Source organism: Jiella avicenniae, from assembly GCF_021390325.1.
Classification (GTDB): Bacteria; Pseudomonadota; Alphaproteobacteria; order Rhizobiales; family Rhizobiaceae; genus Jiella; species Jiella avicenniae.
In genome coordinates, this window is the sequence record NZ_JAJUWU010000010.1 from 39623 (window position 1) to 58753 (window position 19131).

Sequence of the window (19131 nt, forward strand, 5' to 3'; positions counted from 1 at the left end):
GCCCCCAAAACTTCGTCATTCTCGGGCCCCGTCCCGAGAATCCAGGGCGGAGGCCGCAGCATCGGCGGCTTCGAGCTTCTGCAGTCGATGCGGACGGCGCTCGACGATCTCTGGATTCTCGGGACGGGGCCCGAGAATGACGACGCGGAGAGGTGCGGCGCCCGCTCGGACATGTCGCCGCGAGCGTTAAATCAGATGCCGTGAAAGACCGCGCGGCCACCTCGCCTAGCCTTCAAAAGGAACACCCCATGAGCCAGCTCTCCAACCTCCAGATCAATGCCGACCGGCTGTGGGACGCGCTGATGGAGATGGCGAAGATCGGCCCGGGCGTCGCCGGCGGCAACAACCGCCAGACCCTGACCGACGAGGACGGCGAGGGGCGAAAGCTCTTCCAGTCCTGGGCTGAAGCGGCGGGCATGACCATGGGAGTCGACACCATGGGCAACATGTTCTTCACCCGCGAAGGATCCGACCCCGAGGCTCTCCCGGTCTATGTCGGCAGCCACCTCGACACCCAGCCGACCGGCGGCAAGTACGACGGCGTGCTCGGCGTCCTCGGCGCGCTGGAGATCGTCCGGACGCTGAACGATCTGAACATCAGGACGAAGCATCCGATCGTCGTGGCCAACTGGACCAACGAGGAGGGCACCCGTTATGCCCCGGCGATGCTCGCTTCGGGTGTCTTCGCCGGCGTCCATGAGGAAGGCTGGGCCAAGGCCCGCATCGACGCCAAGGGAAAATCCTTCGGCGACGAGCTGAAGCGTATCGGCTGGGAAGGCGACGAGCCCGTCGGCGCGCGCAAGATGCACGCGTTCTTCGAACTCCACATCGAGCAGGGGCCGATCCTCGAGGACGAGAGGATCGACATCGGCGTCGTGACCCACGGCCAAGGCCTCTACTGGCTGCAGGTGACGCTCGTCGGCAAGGAGAGCCACACCGGCTCGACGCCGATGCCGAAGCGCCGCAATGCCGGCCTCGGCATGGCGCGGGTGACCGAACTCGTCCACGAGGTGGCGATGGACTACCAGCCGAACGCCGTCGGCGCGATCGGCCACATGGAGGTCCATCCGAATTCCCGCAACATCATCCCCGGCAAGTGCGTCTTCACCATCGACATCCGCTCGCCCTCGCTGGAAACGCTGGAAGAGATGCGCGAGCGGATCGAGGACGGCATCGACACGATATGCGAGGCGCTGGACATCGGCCACGAGATCGAGATCGCCGGCCATTTCGACCCGGTGACCTTCGACGAGGGCTGCGTCAAGGCCGTGCGCGACGCCGCCGAGCGGCTCGGCCTCACCCACACCGACATCGTCTCCGGCGCCGGCCACGACGCCTGCTGGATCAACCGCGTCGCGCCGACGGCCATGGTCATGTGCCCCTGCGTCGACGGCCTCTCCCACAACGAGGCCGAGGAGATCACCAGGGACTGGGCGCGGAACGGCGCGAACGTCTTGATGCATGCGGTGGTGGAGACGGCGGGAGTGGTGGAGTAATGCAGTCGGTCGAGCGTGTCCTCCGTAGTCCAGAGATGCGACGTGGAAACGGGCCCGACCGGGGCATTGTGTCAGATTATCGCCTCAACGATATCGCGCGTTGGAAGAGAATACGCCAATGGAGCCGCCTGGATGACCCAAAGGCAGTACTCGTGCCATGGGTTAGTCTAAATCCTGCCGGCAACACTATCAGCCACCAGTTGCAGCCATTCAAAAAGCGCGGTGTAGGGTGGAATATGATTTCCTTATCCTGGCGCTGGGGGTTTGACGGATGTATCGCCTACAATGTTTTTCCAATCGAAAACGGTAATCCAAAAATTCTCGAAGATTGGGTGAGCTCAGCAAGCCAAGATCTCATCCTTGAAAGCTACGCAAAAATTGCCGCCGACATTAGTAGATTTGATGCGGCGATCACTTCTTGGGGCAGGAACCGCCATGCGCGGAGGTTTGCACAGATTCTTCTAGAATGTATCCGTATCGCTCGATCGGAATCCTCATCAAGTCTCGGGCTTTGGAGGATAGGCGTCAATGCAGATGGAAGTCCGAGACACCCAGGGCAGGGCACTCGTCATGATTGGCTGCCAGAACGATATGATACGATATGATCGCAAATGGCGTTTGCAATCACTACATGGTAAGGCGCCAAGCAGTGTATCATTATCGAAATTCAGCCAGGCTAGTACTAATGACGCATTGGTACTTGACTAAATAGCGGAGGCGCAGATGGGACGTCCGCGTGAACTGACGCAGGGGCAGCGGGAAGGCCTGCTGTCGAGAGGTTATCGTCCCGTTGAAGTCTGGTTGCCCGACATCTGGTCGGACGAAATCTGGGCGCAGGTGGAGGAGGATTGCCGGCTGATATCCGCGTCCGAAGAACGCGCCGACGTCGACCTTTGGACGGAGGAAGCCCTGCGCGAGACGCTTCGCCTCATCGAAGAAATGGAAGAGAAGGCGGGATGAAGCGCGGCGATGTCGTCATCGTGGCGCTGCCGGGCGACTACGGAAAGGCAAGACCTGCCGTCGTTCTTCAAAACGATCGTATGGACAGCCGGCTCGATAGCGTTGTCATCGCGCTTCTGACTACCTTCGACGAGGGCGCGCGGGTGTTGCGGGTCGCAGTCGATCCGACAAACGAAAATGGTCTGGCAAAGCGCTCCCGCGTCATGGTCGACAAGCTCTACTCGCTGCCGCGCCATCGCGTGCGCGATGCCATCGGCCATCTCGATGACGAAACCATGCTGGATGTCGATCGGGCGCTGATGATGCTCCTCGCGCTCGATCCACTTCGCGCCAAGGGCGATAGCTCGCCCATAGACAGGGATAAGCCATGACCACAGTCATCAAAGGCGGCACCATCGTCACCGCCGATCTCACCTACAAGGCCGACATCCTGGTCGACGGCGAAAGGATCGCCGCAATCGGGCCGGACCTGTCCGGCGACGAGGTGATCGACGCCTCCGGCGCCTATGTCATGCCTGGCGGCATCGATCCGCACACCCATATGGAAATGCCCTTCATGGGCACCCATTCGGCCGACGACTTCGACACCGGCACGGCGGCGGCGCTCGCCGGCGGCACGACGATGTGCGTCGATTTCTGCCTGCCCGCGCCGGACCAGGGGCCGATGGACGCCCTGCAGGTCTGGTTCCAGAAGGCGGGGCCGGCCCGCACCGACTATTCCTTCCACATGGGCGTCACCTGGTGGGGCCAGAAGTTCTTCGACGAGATGCCGCAGGTGGTCGACGCCGGCATCAACACCTTCAAGCACTTCATGGCCTATAAGGGCGCCTTGATGGTGAACGACGACGAGATGTTCGCCTCCTTCACGCGCTGCGCCGAGATCGGCGCGATGCCGCTCGTCCATGCCGAAAACGGCGACGTCGTCGCTTTCCTCCAACAAAAACTCATGGCCGAAGGCAACAACGGCCCGGAGGCGCACGCCTTCTCGCGGCCTCCCGAAGTCGAGGGCGAGGCGGTGAACCGGGCGATCATGATCGCCGACCAGGCCGGCGTGCCGCTCTATGTCGTCCACACCTCCTGCGAACAGGCGCACGAGGCGATCCGCCGGGCGCGGCAGAAGGGCATGCGGGTCTATGGCGAGCCGCTGATCCAGCATCTGGTGCTCGACGACGGGGAATATTCCCACCCCGACTGGGATCATGCGGCGCGCCGCGTGATGTCGCCGCCGTTCCGGGACAAGAGCCACCAGGATTCGCTCTGGGCCGGCCTCGCATCGGGCTCGCTGCAGGTGGTGGCGACGGATCACTGCGCCTTCACCACCGAGCAGAAGCGCATGGGGCTCGGGGATTTCACCAAGATCCCCAACGGTACCGGCGGGCTGGAGGACCGGCTGTCGGTGCTCTGGACCAAGGGCGTTACCACCGGCCGGCTGACGATGAACGAGTTCGTCGCGGTGACCTCGACCAACATCGCCAAGATCCTCAACGTCTATCCGAAGAAGGGCGCGATCCTCGTCGGCGCCGACGCCGACCTGATCGTCTTCGATCCGAAGGCGACGAAGACCATCTCGGCCAAGACCCAGAAGTCGGCGATCGACTACAACGTCTTCGAGGGCGTCGAGGTGACCGGAATGCCGGTGATGACCTTCTCCCGCGGCAAGCTCGTCTACAAGGACGGCGACGTGCGCGCCGAAAAGGGCGACGGCCGCTTCGTCGAACGGCCGGCCAACGCGCCGGTCAACAAGGCGCTCTCGACGTGGAAGGAACTGACGGCGCCGCGGAAGGTCGAGCGGACGGGCATTCCGATGAGCGGGGTGTGATCTGGACGGCAACGTTGGAAGGCTAGCCGTTCCCCTCCCCCTTGTGGGGAGGGGCAGGGGTGGGGGTACACTGGCGGCCTGGGAGAAGCTGGATCATGCCGACGCGCATCGAGCGCAGATCCGTCGAGAGGGCGCGCCAGCTGCGCAAAACGATGACGGACGGCGAGACGCGCCTCTGGCACGAGTTGAAGACGTTTCGGCGGCACTTTGGCATCCATTTCCGCAAACAGGCGCCGATCGGACCTTATATCGCGGACTTCGCCGCTCATGCCGAGCGTCTTGTGATCGAAGTCGACGGCGAGTTTCATCAATGGCCGGATCGTCTGGCGCGGGATGCTGTCCGGGATGCGTGGCTGAATCAACAGGGTTACAGGGTCCTTCGTTTCAGCACCGGAGACATCAGCGACGCCTTCGACGGATGCATCGAGGAGATCATGGGCGTTCTGGGACTGAAGCGGTGAGAACCAGCGCCGTGACCCCCACCCCTACCCCTCCCCACAAGGGGGAGGGGGCGGGCATTGCAGTGAGCCCTCGGCCTTGATCTGATCGCCCGGCGACGGGCAGCATGCGGGGGCAACGAATCGAAGGGAGCGTGCGTCAGATGACCGACAAGGTCGCGATCGTCACGGCTGGCGGGTCCGGCATGGGTGCCGGCGCCGCGCGAAAGCTTGCGGAAAAGGGCTTTCGCGTTGCGATCCTCTCCTCTTCCGGCAAGGGCGAGGCGCTGGCGAAAGAGCTCGGCGGCATCGGCGTCACCGGCTCCAACCAGTCGAACGACGACGTCCGCCGGCTGGTCGAGACCGTCCATGATCGGTGGGGTCGGATCGACGTTCTGGTGAACAGCGCCGGCCACGGCCCCCGTGCGCCGATCCTCGAGATTTCCGACGAGGACTGGCATCGGGGGATGGAGGTGTATTTCCTTTCCGCGGTGCGGCCCGCCCGGCTCGTCGCGCCGATCATGGCGGAGAACGGCGGCGGGGCAATCATCAACATCTCGACCTTCGCCGCCTTCGAACCGAGCGAGGTGTTCCCCACCTCGGCCGTCTTCCGGGCCGGGCTCGCCTCTTTCACCAAGTTATTCTCCGACCAGTACGCGGCGAGGAACGTCAGGATGAACAACGTCCTGCCGGGCTTCGTCGACAGCCTCCCGGAAAAGGAGACCTTCCGCGAGAAGATCCCGATGGGGCGCTACGGCCATGTCGAGGAGATCGCCGAGACCATCGCCTTCCTCGCCTCCGACGGCGCGGCCTACATCACCGGCCAGAACATCCGGGTGGACGGCGGCATCACGCGGTCGGTGTGAGCCTCGGCATCTCCAAGCCGGCATGGTCCTTCGCCTGATGGTTCGCTTGTCGCGCCATGAAGGCGAAGGGTCCGGGGCGCGCCGAGCCTGTCGCCCTTCGACAGGCTCAGGATGACGAGCGCCGGACCCGTGAGCTGAGAATGAGGAGTGCTGGATTGCCGCGGCGTCGCTGAATCAGGGCGTGGCAACCGGCTTCAAAGCCGATATAGCTCTGTCGAAAATCACTCTCAGAGGATGCGGGGGCAATGAACGCGGCGGCGATCCTGTGGCTGGCCGGCACCGTGCCGGTGTTTCTCGCCGCCGCGTCGGCGACGCGGTCCTACCTGAACAACGGCCTGCCGTGGGTGCTCGCGGGGTCGCTGACGCTCTACTGCGTCGGCAATCTGATGATGGTCCGGCTGATGCGCGAGAGCGGGCTCGGCGTCGCGATCTCGGCCTCCTCGGTCGCCCAGCTCATCCTCATCAACGTCATCGCCTTCGCCGTCTTCCAGGAGCGGCCGCCGCTCACCCAGCTGGTCGGCATGGGCCTCGGCCTTGTCGGCTTCCTGCTGATGGTCTGGCCGCAGGCGAAGGGGTGAGGGCGCTGCCGTCGGCGCCGTTTCAGCGGCGGAGGACGGCAGCCTCGGCCCTCAGAACACGCTCGCGCCGCTCTCCGCGTCCCCCACCGCCGAGCGGAATGCGGCGAAGAGTTCGCGGCCGAGGCCGAATTCGTTGCCGGAGAGATCCGGCATCTCGGGCGTGCGGGCGTCGAGTTCCGCCGCGTCGACCAGTACCTCGAGCGTCCCCGTCTCGCCGTCGAGGCGGATCATGTCGCCGTCCTTGAGCCGGGCGATCGGGCCGCCGGTCTTCGCCTCCGGCGTGACGTGGATCGCCGCCGGCACTTTTCCGCTTGCGCCGGACATCCGCCCGTCGGTGACGAGCGCGACCTTGTGGCCGCGGTCCTGCAGCACCCCGAGGAGGGGCGTGAGCTTGTGGAGTTCCGGCATGCCGTTCGACTTCGGTCCCTGGAATCGGACCACCGCGACGAAGTCGCGGTCGAGCTCGCCAGCGTCGAAGGCGACCTTCAGCTCGTTCTGGTCGTGGAAGATCCTTGCCGGCGCCTCGACGATGCGGCGCTCGGGCTTGACCGCCGAGACCTTGATGACGGCCTTGCCGAGATTGCCCTTCAGCATTCTGAGGCCGCCATTGTTGGAAAACGGCTTGTCGGCCGTCGTCAGCACCTTCGGGTCGCCGCTCTCGCGCGGCGCGTCGTGGCGCACCACGTGTTCGCCGTCGGGCGACAGCTTCGCCTCGATGGCATAAGCGCGAAGCCCCTGGCCCCAGGCGGTGCGCACGTCCTCGTGCAGAAGGCCCCGGTCGAGAAGCTCGCGGATGAGGAAGCCCATGCCGCCGGCGGCGTTGAAGTGGTTCACGTCGGCGAGGCCGTTCGGATAGACGCGGGCCAAGAGAGGCGTGATGTCGGAGAGGTCGGAGATGTCCTGCCAGGTCAGGCGGATGCCGGCGGCCGCGGCGATGGCGACGAGGTGCATCGTATGGTTGGTCGAGCCGCCGGTGGCATGCAGGCCGACGACGCCGTTGACGACCGCGCGCTCGTCCACCACCAGCCCGGCCGGGGTGTATTCGTTGCCGAGCGCGGTGATCGCCAGGGCGCGCTTCGTCGCCTCGCGGGTGAGAGCGTCGCGCAGCGGCGTGTTGGGGTTGACGAAGGACGAGCCCGGCGTGTGCAGGCCCATGATCTCCATCAGCATCTGGTTGGAGTTGGCTGTGCCGTAGAAGGTGCAGGTGCCCGGCCCGTGATAGGACTGGGATTCGGCCTGAAGCAACTCATCCCGGCCGACCTTGCCTTCGGCATAGAGCTGGCGGATGCGGCTCTTCTCGTCGTTGGGAAGGCCCGAGGTCATCGGCCCGGCGGGGATGAAGATCGCCGGCAGATGGCCGAAGGTTAGCGCCGCGATGGCGAGCCCAGGCACGATCTTGTCGCAGACGCCGAGATAGACGGCCGCATCGAACATGTCGTGGGACAGGCCGACGGCGGTCGCCATGGCGATGACGTCGCGCGAGAACAGCGACAGCTCCATGCCCGTCTGGCCTTGCGTGACGCCGTCGCACATCGCCGGAACGCCGGAGGCGACCTGCGCCGTGCCGCCGATCTGACGCGCCGCCTCGCGGATCAGCTCCGGATAGCGCTCGAAGGGCTGGTGGGCCGAAAGCATGTCGTTATAGGCGGTGACGATGCCGAGATTGGGCGTGCGATCGCCCGCGAGCCGCTCCTTGTCGAGCGGGCCGCAGGCGGCGAAGCCGTGGGCGAGATTGCCGCAGGTCAGCGTCGAGCGCTTCGGCCCTTCGGCGCCCTTGGCGCGGATCCGGGCGAGATAGGGCTCGCGCGTCGGCGCGGACCGCTCGCGGATGCGGCTCGTGATCTCTTCGATGCGACGGTCGGCAGTCATCGCTTGCGGTTCCTTGTCGAACGATGGAGGCGCGTCGGGCAGCAAAGCTTCGAACGCGCCGGAGGTTTCATGTGCACGCAGGCCGCCGATTCCATTCGGTATCGCCGCGACTTCGTCGTCAGGGCGCCCAGAAAACGGCGAGCGGCTCGGTCCGCGCGGCGCCGAGGACGGCGCGCACCGGCATGTCGGCAACGGGCCCGCCGGTCTTCGCGGCTTCGAGCGTCGCGAGTTTCTCCTCCCCTTCGATATGGAGCGCGAGAAACCGCGCGTCCACGACCGGGGGCAAGGTCAGCGTCACCCGCGGCTCGTCCATGCCGAGGGGATGAACGATGGCGATGGTGTCATGGGTCGCCGGGTCGAGGCATTCGGCGAGCCCCGGCGCGTGCGGAAACCACGAGGCGGTGTGCCCGTCGCCGCCCATGCCGAGGATCACCGCGTCGAAACGGCGGCCGATGGGGTGGAAGCGGTCGTTCAACGTGTCGAATACCTCTTCCGGCATGGTGCTCGGCTCGTAGAAGGGCACGAAGCGCGCCGCCGCCGCCGGGCCGGCGAGAAGGTGCCGGCGCAGCATGGCGGCGTTGGAGCGCTCGTTGTCTTCCGGCACCCAGCGCTCGTCGACGAGGGTGATCGTCACGTTGCGCCAGTCGATCTTAGCCGCCGCAAGCCTTTCGAAGAAGCGTTTCGGCGTCGAACCGCCGGACACAGCCAGTCGTGCCTCGCCTTCCGTGGCGACGGCGCCGGCAAGCACCGCCGCGACGCCGGCGGCCAGCCCCTCCGCGAGCGCCTCGCGGGTTTCGTAGCGATGGATCACCGGTTCGCTCATGCGCTCGCCTCGCTCCACGTCGGAGATACGGCCCTTCAGAAGGTCCGGCCCGCCGGTCGTCCGTCCGTTCCGGTCAGTCCGGCTCGTGCCAGGTGCGCCCGTCGCGCTCGATGAGCGCGACGGAGGCCGACGGCCCCCAGGTGCCGGCGGTGTAGCCCTGCGGCTTGACGCCCTTTTCGTCCCAGGCCTTGAGGATCGGATCGACCCATTCCCACGCCGCCTGGACTTCGTCTCGGCGCATGAACAGCGTCTGGTTGCCGCGAATGACGTCCATCAGCAGGCGCTCATAGGCGTCGGGATTGCGGGTCCTAAAGGATTCGGCGAAGGTCATGTCGAGCGGTACGTGCTTCAGCCGCATGCCGCCCGGGCCCGGATCCTTGATCATCAGCCACTGCTTCACGCCTTCGTCGGGCTGCAGACGCATCACCAGCTGGTTCTGCGAGATGTTGCCGGCGACCCTGTCGAAGATGTTGTGGGGAATCGGCCGGAAGGTCACGACGATTTCCGACATGCGCTCGGACAGTCGCTTGCCGGTTCTGAGGTAGAAGGGAACGCCGGCCCAGCGCCAGTTGTCGATCTCCGCCTTGATCGCGACGAAGGTCTCGGTGTCGCTGTCGCCGTCGCCGAGATCGTCGAGATAGCTCTTCACCGCAGCCCCGCCCGAGGCGCCGGCCTTGTACTGGCCGCGCACGGTCCGGCTCTCGACGTTGGACGGGTCGATCTTCTTCAAAGCCCGCAGGACCTTGAGCTTTTCGTCGCGCAGGGCGTCGGCGTCGAGCGCCGAGGGCGGCTCGAGCGCGACGAGGCACATCAGCTGGACGATGTGGTTCTGCACCATGTCGCGCAGTGCGCCGGCCTTGTCGTAATAGCCGGCCCGGCCCTCGAGGCCGACGGATTCGGCGACGGTGATCTGCACGTGGTCGATATGGGTGGAGTTCCAGACCGGCTCGTAGAGGGCGTTGGCGAAGCGCAGCGCCATCAGGTTCTGCACCGTCTCCTTGCCGAGATAGTGGTCGATGCGGAAGATCTGTTCCTCGGCGAAGTGCCGACCGATCGTCTCGTTGAGTTCACGGGCCGAGGCGAGGTCCCGGCCTACCGGCTTTTCGACGATCAGCCGCGAGCGCTCGTTGGAAAGTCCCTTGCCGGCGATCCGCTCGGCGATGGGGGCGAAGAGCGTGGGGCCGACGGCCAGGTAGAAGGCGCGGATCCGCGAGTGGCCGACTTCGTCGAGAAGGGCGCGGAGTTCCTCCCAGCCGCCATCCGCCTGGGCGTCGACGGTCCGGTAGTGGAGCCGCGAGAGGAACCGTTCGAGCGAGACTTCGTGGATGTCTTCCGGCCGGACGTGCTTCGACAGCGCTTCACGGGCGAATTCGCGATAGTCTTCGTCGGAAAGGTCCGAGCGCGAGGCCCCGACGATCCGCGCTTCGGCCGGAATCTGCCCGTCGTGGTCGCGATGATAGAGGGCCGGCAGGAGCTTGCGCTCGGCAAGGTCGCCATTGCCGCCGAAGACGACGTAGTCGAATGGATCGACCGGAATGATCTGGCTGGACATCGGTCACTTCTTGATCGGGATGCGGCGCCCGCGCCGTATCCTGCGGGGCACTCTTGCGGTGCTCTAGTCTAATCGTTTGAATTTTTCCAGTGCCAATAAAAAATCCCCTGTTTCGCCGCCTCGCCTCTCCCCGCGTCGTTTCGAGGCGATGGGGCCGGGGTTTGCAGGGCGGCAAGAGGATTTCTACCGGCTGGCGGAGGATCTATCACAGCCGCCCTCGGGGCAACCGCGGGCGCTTTGCGCTGGCTGCCGCTCATTCCGAATTGCGGGCGAGGGCGCGATCCAGCGCGGCGACCAGCTGATCCGTCGCGAAGGGCTTCTTGATCGCCTCGACCTCCCTGTCGATCTCCTCCGGCAGATCCAGCTTTTCGCCGTAGCCGGTGACGAAGACGAAGGGGATGCCGCGCTGCTTGAGGATCGGCGCGAGGGCGAAGCTGGTCTCGCCGCCGAGATTGACGTCGAGAAGGGCGATGTCCAGAGCCTCGTTCTCGACGATCCGCTTGGCTTCCCTGACGCTCATCGCCGTCATGACCCGTGCCGCACCATTGTCGAGGAGCATCTGCTCTGCGTCGAGCGAGATGATCATGTTGTCTTCCACGATGAGGGCGCACTTGCCGGCAAGCCGCGCGTCGGTGAGGGGCTGCATTGCTTCGTTGGACAAGGCGGCGTCTTCTTCTCCCGGTGAGTGGGTCTTCGTGTTCGTTTCGTCGGCCAGCCAGAAACTCTGCGGCGGCAGCAGGAAGCGCCCCCGGATTCCGGCCAGATGATATTCGATCGAGACCTCGCCACCGAGATCGTGCGGGATCGACCGCTCGATGATCGTCGTGCCGAAGCCGCGGCGGGACGGCGGCTGGACCGGCGGCCCGCCGCTTTCGCGCCAGCGGATCTCGCAGCTGTCGTTCTCGTCGATGCGCCAATCGACGGAGATTTCGCCGAGGGAATCCGAGAGCGCTCCGTACTTGGCGGAATTCGTGACCATCTCGTGGAAGACCAGCGCCAGCGTCGAGAAGGTCTTGGCTTCGACGAGGATCGGCGGCCCGTTGAGGTGGACCCGCGCCACCTTGTGGCCGACATAGGCCTCGATCTCCGTCTGGATGATCGATCTGAGGCTCTGCGCCTGATACTTGTCGTCGGTGATCTGGTCGTGCGCCCGCGCGAGCGCCTGGATGCGGCCGCCGATGATGGTCGCAAAGTCGTCGACGCTCTTGGCGCTGGCCCGGCTCTGGACGACGAGCGCCCGCATCAGGCTCAGAATGTTCCGAACCCGGTGATTGAGTTCGGCGATCAGGAGTTCCTGCCGTTCCGTCGCAAGCGTCTGCTGGCGCTCAGCCTCCTCGTTGAAGCGCAGCAGTACCTCGAGGATCGACACGCGCAGGGCTTCGGCGGCCTTGAGATTGGAATTCGACCACGGCCGCGACCTGCCGCGCACCGTCTCCTGCCAGGCTTCGAAGCTCTTGCGCGGCGTCAGGCGCGGACCGTTCGGCCCGTATTCGACCGGCTTGTCGTCCGGCCGGCCCGCCCAGGTGACGGTCTCGACGAGTTCCTTGCGGAAAAAGATCAGGTAGTCGCGCGGCGAGCGGGAGATCGGAATGGCGAGCAGGCCGGCGGCACGATCGACGAACTCGTGGGCTTTCGGATAGACCGAAGAGAGTTCGTCCGTCGCATAGACGCGGCTTGCCGAAGCGCGATTGAGGAAGCGCGCGATGCCGGGCATCTGGTCCGGAAACGGGCAATGGCCGACCGTCCGCACCACGTCCTTCGCCCAAACGGCGAACCCGTCGCAGGGGATCAGTTCGCGGAAGTCGTCGGCGAAGTCGACGAGTTCCTCCATGGTCGGCGAGGTCGCGATCAGCCGACCGACGACGCGGTCGTGGACGTCCCTGGCCTCTTCTTCGACAAGGCGCATTTCCTTGGCGAGCCGACCCTCGATGACGAGCGAGATCACCTGGCCGAAGAGTTCCATCGTCGAGCGCATCTCCATGGAGAGATGGCGCGGCAAATAGTGATGGAGGGCGAATAGCCCCCACAGCTTGTCGTCGATGACGATCGAGATCGAGAAGGAAGCCGAGACTCCCATGTTCTTCAGATATTCGACGTGGATCGGCGAGACGGCGCGGGTCACCGAGAGCGACAGGTCGAGGGGCTCGCCATGCGGATTGGTGGGCGGGACGATGTCGACGTCCTGTGCCTCGACGTTCGAGATGATCCGCACGCGGTTCTTCACGTAGAGGCGGCGGGCCTGGCGCGGAATGTCCGTCGCCGGATAGTTCAAGCCGAAGAACGGTTCGAGATCGCGGTTCAACGCTTCGGCAACGACCGCCCCGGACCCGTTGTCGGCAAAGCGATAGAGCATGACGCGGTCGAAACCCGTCACGGCGCGCAATTGCCGGACGCATTCCTTGAAGACGGCATCGGTCGCCTCGGCGCGCTGGATCCGGGCAATCATCGCCTTGATCAGCGAACCGGGGTTGCCGTTGCCGAGGGCGTGCTCCGTCGTCGCCTCGAGCTCGATGATGATCGAGTTCGTCGCGATGTGGACCGCGACGTCGAAGCGCCGGCCGTCGCCGAGGAAATCGGCGCCGAAGATCCGCTCCGAGCCGTCATTGGGCGAGAGAAGCTGGAGCTTGCCGCGAATGGCATGGATCGCCGACTGCGGCAGAATGTCCGCCAGCGGCACACCCAGCAGATCGTCCGGACCGCTGCCGAAGATCTCGGCGACGTTGGCAGAGACGTGCTGGATGATCCAGTCCATCGAGATGGCCACGAGATAGCCGAACTGCTGTACGCGTCCGAGCTGGTGGATGGGCTCGCGGTCGCAGTTCGACAGATCGAGTTCGTCGGTGGTCGGGACGGTGAAACTCATCGCGACGGTTCCTTCCCGACCTCGTGTGCGACGATCCGATCGAGACAACGCTCGAAGAGAGCGAATGTCGCGAGGGCGGCAGCCAGCGCGCGTTCCTTGGTCTCAACGTCCGCGCCGGGGGTCTCGATGCCATGAGGGCCCGCCCCGTCCCGGTCGAAAGCCGACCGCAGGAACCGCGCCGAGGCTTCGCCGCCTTGCGAGTCGAGAGCGCCGGCCTTTTCGAGGCGGCGGTGGATGAAGCGAGCGCCCAGCCGGGAGCCGTCCAGAACATAGGTGAGACCCGCGATCTCGGCCGCCCCCAGGGTTTCCACGAAAAACTCGCAGGCCGTCGCGCAATCGAGGTCCATCGCCGCACGATCGGCTTCGAGATGCATCAGATTCGTCCGCACCGACGTCTGCAGCGGCGTTGCGGCTGAAACCCGCGCGTCGGTGAAGAAGGCCGAGAGTGCGCGATGAGCGAGCAGGTTCATCGCCACGAATCGCCGATAGCTCTCGACCGTTCGCGGGCCTGCGAACGCGCCGAAGCGGTTATCGAGCCGCGCGTGGCTCTCTGCCGTATGGTCGCGGAGAAACGACCGCAGGGCGTCGGGGCCGGGAGGAGTGGAAATCGCCGTGGAACCGATTGTTCTGATAGCCGCAAATTCGTTCATCGGAACCCGAAATGTATGTCATTTTACGCACTTACAAGGGTCTGCAGCCTCCCGGTCCGAGGTCTGCAGCCACCGTCGGGGCGGGGGCCATTGAATTGACTGGCCAATCCGGGTCTGCGCCGAATTGGCTTTTTTTCGCTCGAAGGCCCTCGAGATCCGATCCCCGTCTCGGACGCGTTTTCACCATGGCGAATCGGCACCCCGCGACTCGACGAGCATGATAGTTAGTCACCTGATGGAGAAATTGAGGCTCCGAAAGACGAATTCGGTCGATCGGCGGCACAATCATTCAGTAGCCGGCAAAATTAAAACGGACTTTCGTAGACTGCAAGCTGCAGCGGCCGAGTTCAAAGTGAAAAACATTACGGTCGACTTATATCTTGTCACGCAGGGAAAACCACGTCATCGCAAGGAACAGAAGGGGCGCCCGAAGGCGGCTTCCGCCGGGAAACGACGGGATGTCCAGGGCCTCGAACTCCGCCAGGCGGTCGCGATTGCCGACGATTCGCTCGGCGTAGAGACGACCGGCGAAGTTCGCCAGCATGACGCCATGGCCGGAAAAGCCGCCGATGGTGGTCACGCCCGGCGAGAGCGTGCGCACGAAGGGCAGTCGCTGCATGGTGATGCCGACGGAACCGCCCCAGGCGTGGGTGAGGCGGACGCCCTTCAGATGCGGATACACCTCGGCGATCTGCTTGCGGATGTGGCGGGTGATGTCGCCGGCCTCCGACGTATAGGCCTCGCGACCACCGAAGAGCAGCCGGTTGTCGACGCTTTTCCTGAAATAGCGCACGACGAAGCGCGAGTCGTCGCAGGCCTCGCCGCCCGGCAGCACGCCGGCGCTGTCCGGCAGCGGCTCGGTCGCCCCGATGAAGGAGCCGATCGGCATGACATGGGCGTCGATCGCCTTGTCGAGCCCCGGCCCGTAGGCGTTCACCGCATAGAGGATCCGCTCGGCACGGATCTCGCCGCGTGCCGTGGCCGCGACGGTCCGGCCGTTCTCGCGCCGGGTCGAGAGGATCTTCGTCTCCTCGAAGATCCTCGCGCCGCTCGCGGTCGCGACATGGGCGAGGCCGACGAGAAGTTTCAGCGGATTGACGTGGCCCGTGCCCCCGTCGCGGATGCCGCCGAAATATCGGCGCGAGCCGAGCCGTTCGGCGGTCTCGCCAGCGTCCATGAAAGCGACGCTCCGGTAGCCGTAGCGGGCCTTCAGCGCTTCGACCTGACCGCGATATTCGGGAACATAGGAGCGCTTGTGGACGACCGAGAGCTGGCCCATGCGCAGGTCGGCGTCGATGCCGTTGGCGGCGATGAACTCGAAGAGATGGGCCTTGGCCTCTTCGGCGAGATCGAACAGCGCCTTGGACCGTTCGAAGCCGTAGAGCGCCTCGACTTCCCCCGGCCAGATGCGTTGGCCGGTGCCCATCTGCCCGCCATTGCGGCCCGAAGCGCCGTCGCCGAGGCGATGCGCCTCGACCAGCGTGACGTCGACGCCGGCGCGGGCGAGATGGATGGCGGCGGAGAGGCCCGTGAAGCCGCCGCCGACGACGAGGACGTCGGTCTCGACGCGCTGGTCGAGGCGGGGATGGCGCGGGCGCTCGACCGTGTCCTGATAGTAGGAGCGGCCGGGGGCGATCGGCGAGACGTAGCTGTCCATGGCGTCGGACCTTTCGCGCGGCATCAGACCTGCAGGAGCAGGAATTCGCGCTCCCAGGGGCTGATCACCTGCATGAAGGTCTCGTGCTCGCCGCGCTTGACGCCGGCATAGGTGGCGACGAATTCCCGGCTGAACACGTCCTTGAAGTGGTCCTCCGCCTCGAAGGCCGCCACCGCTTCGAGCAGGCCGCGGGGAAGCGCGATTTCGCCGTCCTCGTTGACGGTGAGATCGGTCGGCTCGCCCGGCGCGATGGCGCCGACCATGCCGAGATAGCCGCAGGCGAGCGAGGCGGCGATGGCGAGATAGGGGTTGGCGTCGGAGGAGGGCAGGCGGTTCTCGACCCGCCGCCCGGCCGGATCGGAATTCGGCACGCGAAAAGCCGTGGTGCGGTTGTCGAAGCCCCAGGCGGTGTTGGTCGGCGCGCCCATGCCGTAGGTCAGCCGGCGATAGGAATTGACGTAGGGCGCCATCATCAGGATCGACTTCGGCACGTAATGCTGCATGCCGCCGAGGAAGTGGTGGAAGAGGTCGGAGGCCGTGCCGTCCTCGTTCGAGAAGACGTTCCGGCCGGTCGCCGTGTCGACCACCGACTGGTGGATGTGCATCGCGGAGCCCGGCTGACCCTGGATGGGCTTGGCCATGAAGGTCGCGTAGATGTCCTGGCCGAGCGCCGCCTCGCGGATTGTGCGCTTGAACATGAAGACCTGATCGGCGAGTTCCAGCGGGTTGCCGTGGCGCAGATTGATCTCGAGCTGCGCGGCCCCTTCCTCGTGGATCAGCGTGTCGATCTCGAGCCCCTGGGCGTCGGAAAAGTCGTAGATGTCGTCGATTAGCTCGTCGAACTCGTTGACGCCGCCGATGGAATAGGACTGGCCGGACTGGATCTGCCGACCGGAGCGGCCGATCGGCGGCACCAGCGGATAGTCGGGATCGACGTTCTTGGAGACGAGGTAGAATTCGATCTCCGGCGCGACCACCGGCTTCCAGCCCTTGTTCTCGTAGAGCGCCAGGACGCGCCTGAGGACGTTGCGCGGCGTATAGCCGACGGCGCTGCCCGAATGATCGACAAGATCGCAGATCACCTGGGCGGTCGGATCGTTCTCCCAGGGAACCAGCGACAACGTCGAAAGGTCCGGCACAAGCTTCAGGTCGCCGTCGTTGGGCGAATAGCGGAACTCGCCGCTCTCTTCCGGATATTCGCCGGAGATCGTGTGCATGAACAGCGCCGACGGCAGCGCCAGCGAGGTGTTGGCGGTGAACTTCTTCGCCGGCATCATCTTGCCGCGGGCGACGCCCGCGAGATCCGGCGTGATGCACTCCAGATCGTCGATGCCTCTCAGTTGCAGCCATTCGCGCGCCTCATCCATGGAGCGGACGCCGCGCTTGGATTCCAGAAAGGCGCGGGTCTCCTCCGGCGAGAGCTTCAGATGGGCGAGATCCCGCTTGACCGGCATGGGAGCGCCCTTGATCGGGCTCGCCTCGTTGCCGCCGGAGGACCGGCGCTTGGAATCGATCCGCTCCGGCGTCCTGGGGCGCGAGGAACTCGGCTTCTTGGTGCTGGACATGAATGCCTGTCTTGAGGGCCTGAGGGGCTTCTCCCAAGGATACAGGCTGGAAAGGGGTGAGGGAAGGGTGATCGGCAGGCCGAGGCGGCCGGCGCAACGCGCCGCCCGCTTCAAATCCGTCCGAATGCCCCTCCGGCGAGAAGCGCCGCGATCAGGATTCGTGCGCGTCCGGCCGGCCGAGCGTCGCAGCGCGGCGGGCATCCGCCATCATGCCGGAATGCGACGCGCCGTCGCCTTTCGGGGCGGCGTTCTGGGCGGCCTGCCAGCCGGTCATCCAGTCCGAGCGCAGATCCGAGCCGACCGGATATTCGCAGGACGACATCGGGTGATTGTTGACGAAGGCCAGTCGGCCCTGTTCGCGCGCATCGGTCGTCATGTCTCTTCTCCCTTTTGTCCGATTGACGAGTCTTTTTTCATCGAGGAAAGCTTAGAGTTGAGCAATTGCGGCCATATTCGCGATAAGCGCGAAGCGCCTGCTTTGTCGTTGCCTCTGTGTCGTTGCCTCTGTGCCTCCGTAAAAAGAATGTGGGGCCGCATTCGGGGACAATTCAACCAAATCGAGCAAATTTGATAGGAATTCATGACGATAGGCTCAAGACTGGCTTTTGGCGGGCTCGTCGGGCTCAATAATTGCAATGCGGCGACGATTTGCGAGACCGTAAATTTTCGTATCCCGGCCCCTTTGCTAAATGATTTTCCAATTGAACATTAATTTACGCAGCGTTATGATCCGGTTGTAAGCCGATGCCTATGCGCTATAGGAGTGAAAATGAAGCGAATTTTGATTTTCGTCTTCGTTGCAAGCATTTCAAGCGCTTTTTCTGCCCGCGCGGACATCACGATTGGCGTCGCCGGCCCGATGACCGGCCAGTATGCGAGCTTCGGCGAGCAGTTGAGGATCGGTGCGGAGCAGGCAGTCAAGGACATCAACGAGAAGGGCGGCGTCAACGGCGAGATGCTGAAGCTCTCGGTCGGCGACGATGCCTGCGATCCGAAGCAGGCGGTCGCCGTCGCCAACAACTTCGCTTCAGAGGGCGTCTCCTTCGTCGCCGGCCACTTCTGCTCGGGCTCGTCGATCCCGGCCAGCCAGGTCTATGCCAACGAGCAGATCGTCGAGATCTCGCCGGCCTCGACCAATCCGGCTTTCACTGATAATCGTCCTGGGCCGGGAATTTACCGAGTTGTCGGCCGCGACGACCAGCAGGGCGAGGTCGCCGGCGCCTACATCTACAAGAACTTCCCGGACGCCAAGGTCGCGATCATCAACGACAAGACGGCCTATGGTAAGGGCCTCGCCGATCAGACCCAGAAGTACTACGAGGAAGCCGGCGGCAAGCCGGTCCTGACCGAGGCCTACACGGCCGGCGAAAAGGACTACACCTCGCTCGTCACCAAGATGAAGCAGGCGGGCGTCACCCTCGTCTATATCGGCGGCTACCACACCGAAGCCGGCCTGATGGCGCGCCAGATGCGCGAGCAGGGCATGGACACGACGATCATGTCCGGCGACGCGCTGGTCACCGACGAATACTGGGCGATCACCGGCGACGCCGGCGAAGGCACCTTGATGACCTTCTCGCCCGACCCACGCAAGAACGAGGCGGCCAAGCCGGTCGTCGACGCACTCGAGGCCGAGGGCAAGACCGCCGAGGGTTACGTCCTCTACACCTACGCCGCGATCCAGGCCTGGGCCGACGCCGTCAACGAGGCCGGCTCGACCGATTTCGACCCGGTCGTCAAGGCGCTCGACGAAGGCACCTTCGACACCGTGATCGGCGACCTCTCCTTCGACGACAAGGGCGACGTCACGCTGCCCGGCTACGTCGTCTACGAGTGGAAGGACGGCAAGTACGACTACGTGAACATGTCGGACCCGCAATTTTGTTGCCCGGACGACTGTCTCGACAACGGCGCTTGCCGATAGGAGGGGGTGTGTGAATACAAATTCCGACCTGAAAAGTATCAGAAAGGGAGGGTTCATAAAAAAGGAAAAATC

The 19131-nt window shown here is 64.8% G+C and carries 16 protein-coding genes and 1 pseudogene; 9 read left to right on the forward strand and 8 right to left on the reverse strand.

The features are described 5' to 3' along the window. The first annotated feature begins 248 nt into the window (after window positions 1-248). The 8 genes from LZD57_RS11635 (at window position 249) to LZD57_RS11670 (ending at window position 6156) form a co-directional block, all read left to right on the forward strand. Window positions 249-1496, forward strand: coding sequence for a Zn-dependent hydrolase (locus LZD57_RS11635; RefSeq protein ID WP_233719793.1), 1248 nt, complete (start codon window positions 249-251; stop codon window positions 1494-1496). Further along, window positions 1496-2101, forward strand: coding sequence for a DUF1643 domain-containing protein (locus LZD57_RS11640; protein WP_233719794.1), 606 nt, complete (start codon window positions 1496-1498; stop codon window positions 2099-2101). The genes LZD57_RS11635 and LZD57_RS11640 overlap by 1 nt, the downstream gene beginning before the upstream one ends. A 118-nt stretch (window positions 2102-2219) precedes the next feature. Then, window positions 2220-2456: an antitoxin MazE-like protein gene (locus LZD57_RS11645; protein ID WP_233719795.1), complete on the forward strand. Its 237-nt coding sequence runs from the start codon at window positions 2220-2222 to the stop codon at window positions 2454-2456. Continuing rightward, window positions 2453-2827 (forward strand): type II toxin-antitoxin system PemK/MazF family toxin, encoded by a 375-nt coding sequence (locus LZD57_RS11650; protein ID WP_233719796.1) that lies wholly within the window; start codon window positions 2453-2455, stop codon window positions 2825-2827. The genes LZD57_RS11645 and LZD57_RS11650 overlap by 4 nt, the downstream gene beginning before the upstream one ends. Further along, the gene (gene hydA / locus LZD57_RS11655; protein ID WP_233719797.1) at window positions 2824-4275 is read left to right on the forward strand and encodes a dihydropyrimidinase; all 1452 of its coding nucleotides are present in this window, start codon (window positions 2824-2826) and stop codon (window positions 4273-4275) included. The genes LZD57_RS11650 and hydA overlap by 4 nt, the downstream gene beginning before the upstream one ends. 95 nt (window positions 4276-4370) lie before the next feature. Next, entirely contained in the window at window positions 4371-4736 is a 366-nt protein-coding gene (locus LZD57_RS11660) for an endonuclease domain-containing protein (RefSeq protein ID WP_233719798.1), read from the forward strand. Between the two features lie 140 nt (window positions 4737-4876). Then, on the forward strand, window positions 4877-5578 hold the full coding sequence (locus tag LZD57_RS11665; RefSeq protein WP_233719799.1) for an SDR family oxidoreductase: 702 nt from the start codon (window positions 4877-4879) through the stop codon (window positions 5576-5578). A 245-nt stretch (window positions 5579-5823) separates the two neighbouring features. Beyond that, entirely contained in the window at window positions 5824-6156 is a 333-nt protein-coding gene (locus LZD57_RS11670) for a hypothetical protein (protein ID WP_233719800.1), read from the forward strand. Between the two features lie 51 nt (window positions 6157-6207). Here the strand turns inward: LZD57_RS11670 and edd are convergent, their stop codons facing one another. From edd to LZD57_RS11710, 8 genes and pseudogenes are all read right to left on the reverse strand, one after another. Next, complete coding sequence (edd, locus tag LZD57_RS11675; protein ID WP_233719801.1) at window positions 6208-8025, reverse strand: phosphogluconate dehydratase; 1818 nt, start codon at window positions 8023-8025, stop codon at window positions 6208-6210. Between the two features lie 118 nt (window positions 8026-8143). Beyond that, window positions 8144-8848 carry a 6-phosphogluconolactonase gene (gene pgl / locus LZD57_RS11680; protein WP_233719802.1) on the reverse strand — a complete coding sequence of 235 codons (705 nt, stop codon included), beginning with the start codon at window positions 8846-8848 and terminating at the stop codon, window positions 8144-8146. Window positions 8849-8921: 73 nt separating this feature from the next. Beyond that, on the reverse strand, window positions 8922-10400 hold the full coding sequence (gene zwf / locus LZD57_RS11685) for a glucose-6-phosphate dehydrogenase (protein ID WP_233719803.1): 1479 nt from the start codon (window positions 10398-10400) through the stop codon (window positions 8922-8924). A 253-nt stretch (window positions 10401-10653) separates the two neighbouring features. Next, window positions 10654-13263, reverse strand: coding sequence for an HWE histidine kinase domain-containing protein (locus LZD57_RS11690; RefSeq protein ID WP_233719804.1), 2610 nt, complete (start codon window positions 13261-13263; stop codon window positions 10654-10656). After that, window positions 13260-13913, reverse strand: coding sequence for a biliverdin-producing heme oxygenase (locus LZD57_RS11695; protein ID WP_233719805.1), 654 nt, complete (start codon window positions 13911-13913; stop codon window positions 13260-13262). The genes LZD57_RS11690 and LZD57_RS11695 overlap by 4 nt, the downstream gene beginning before the upstream one ends. Window positions 13914-14286: 373 nt before the next feature. After that, window positions 14287-15570 (reverse strand): NAD(P)/FAD-dependent oxidoreductase, encoded by a 1284-nt coding sequence (locus tag LZD57_RS11700; RefSeq protein ID WP_233719806.1) that lies wholly within the window; start codon window positions 15568-15570, stop codon window positions 14287-14289. A gap of 23 nt (window positions 15571-15593) precedes the next feature. After that, window positions 15594-17024: a glutamine synthetase family protein gene (locus LZD57_RS11705; RefSeq protein ID WP_233719812.1), complete on the reverse strand. Its 1431-nt coding sequence runs from the start codon at window positions 17022-17024 to the stop codon at window positions 15594-15596. Between the two features lie 262 nt (window positions 17025-17286). Beyond that, window positions 17287-17517: pseudogene (locus tag LZD57_RS11710) on the reverse strand (Rmf/CrpP family protein); the annotation flags it as partial. Between the two features lie 387 nt (window positions 17518-17904). Here LZD57_RS11710 and LZD57_RS11715 point away from each other — a divergent pair. Next, window positions 17905-19059, forward strand: a complete 1155-nt coding sequence (locus LZD57_RS11715; protein WP_233719808.1) for a branched-chain amino acid ABC transporter substrate-binding protein — start codon at window positions 17905-17907, stop codon at window positions 19057-19059. Window positions 19060-19131: the final 72 nt, after the last annotated feature.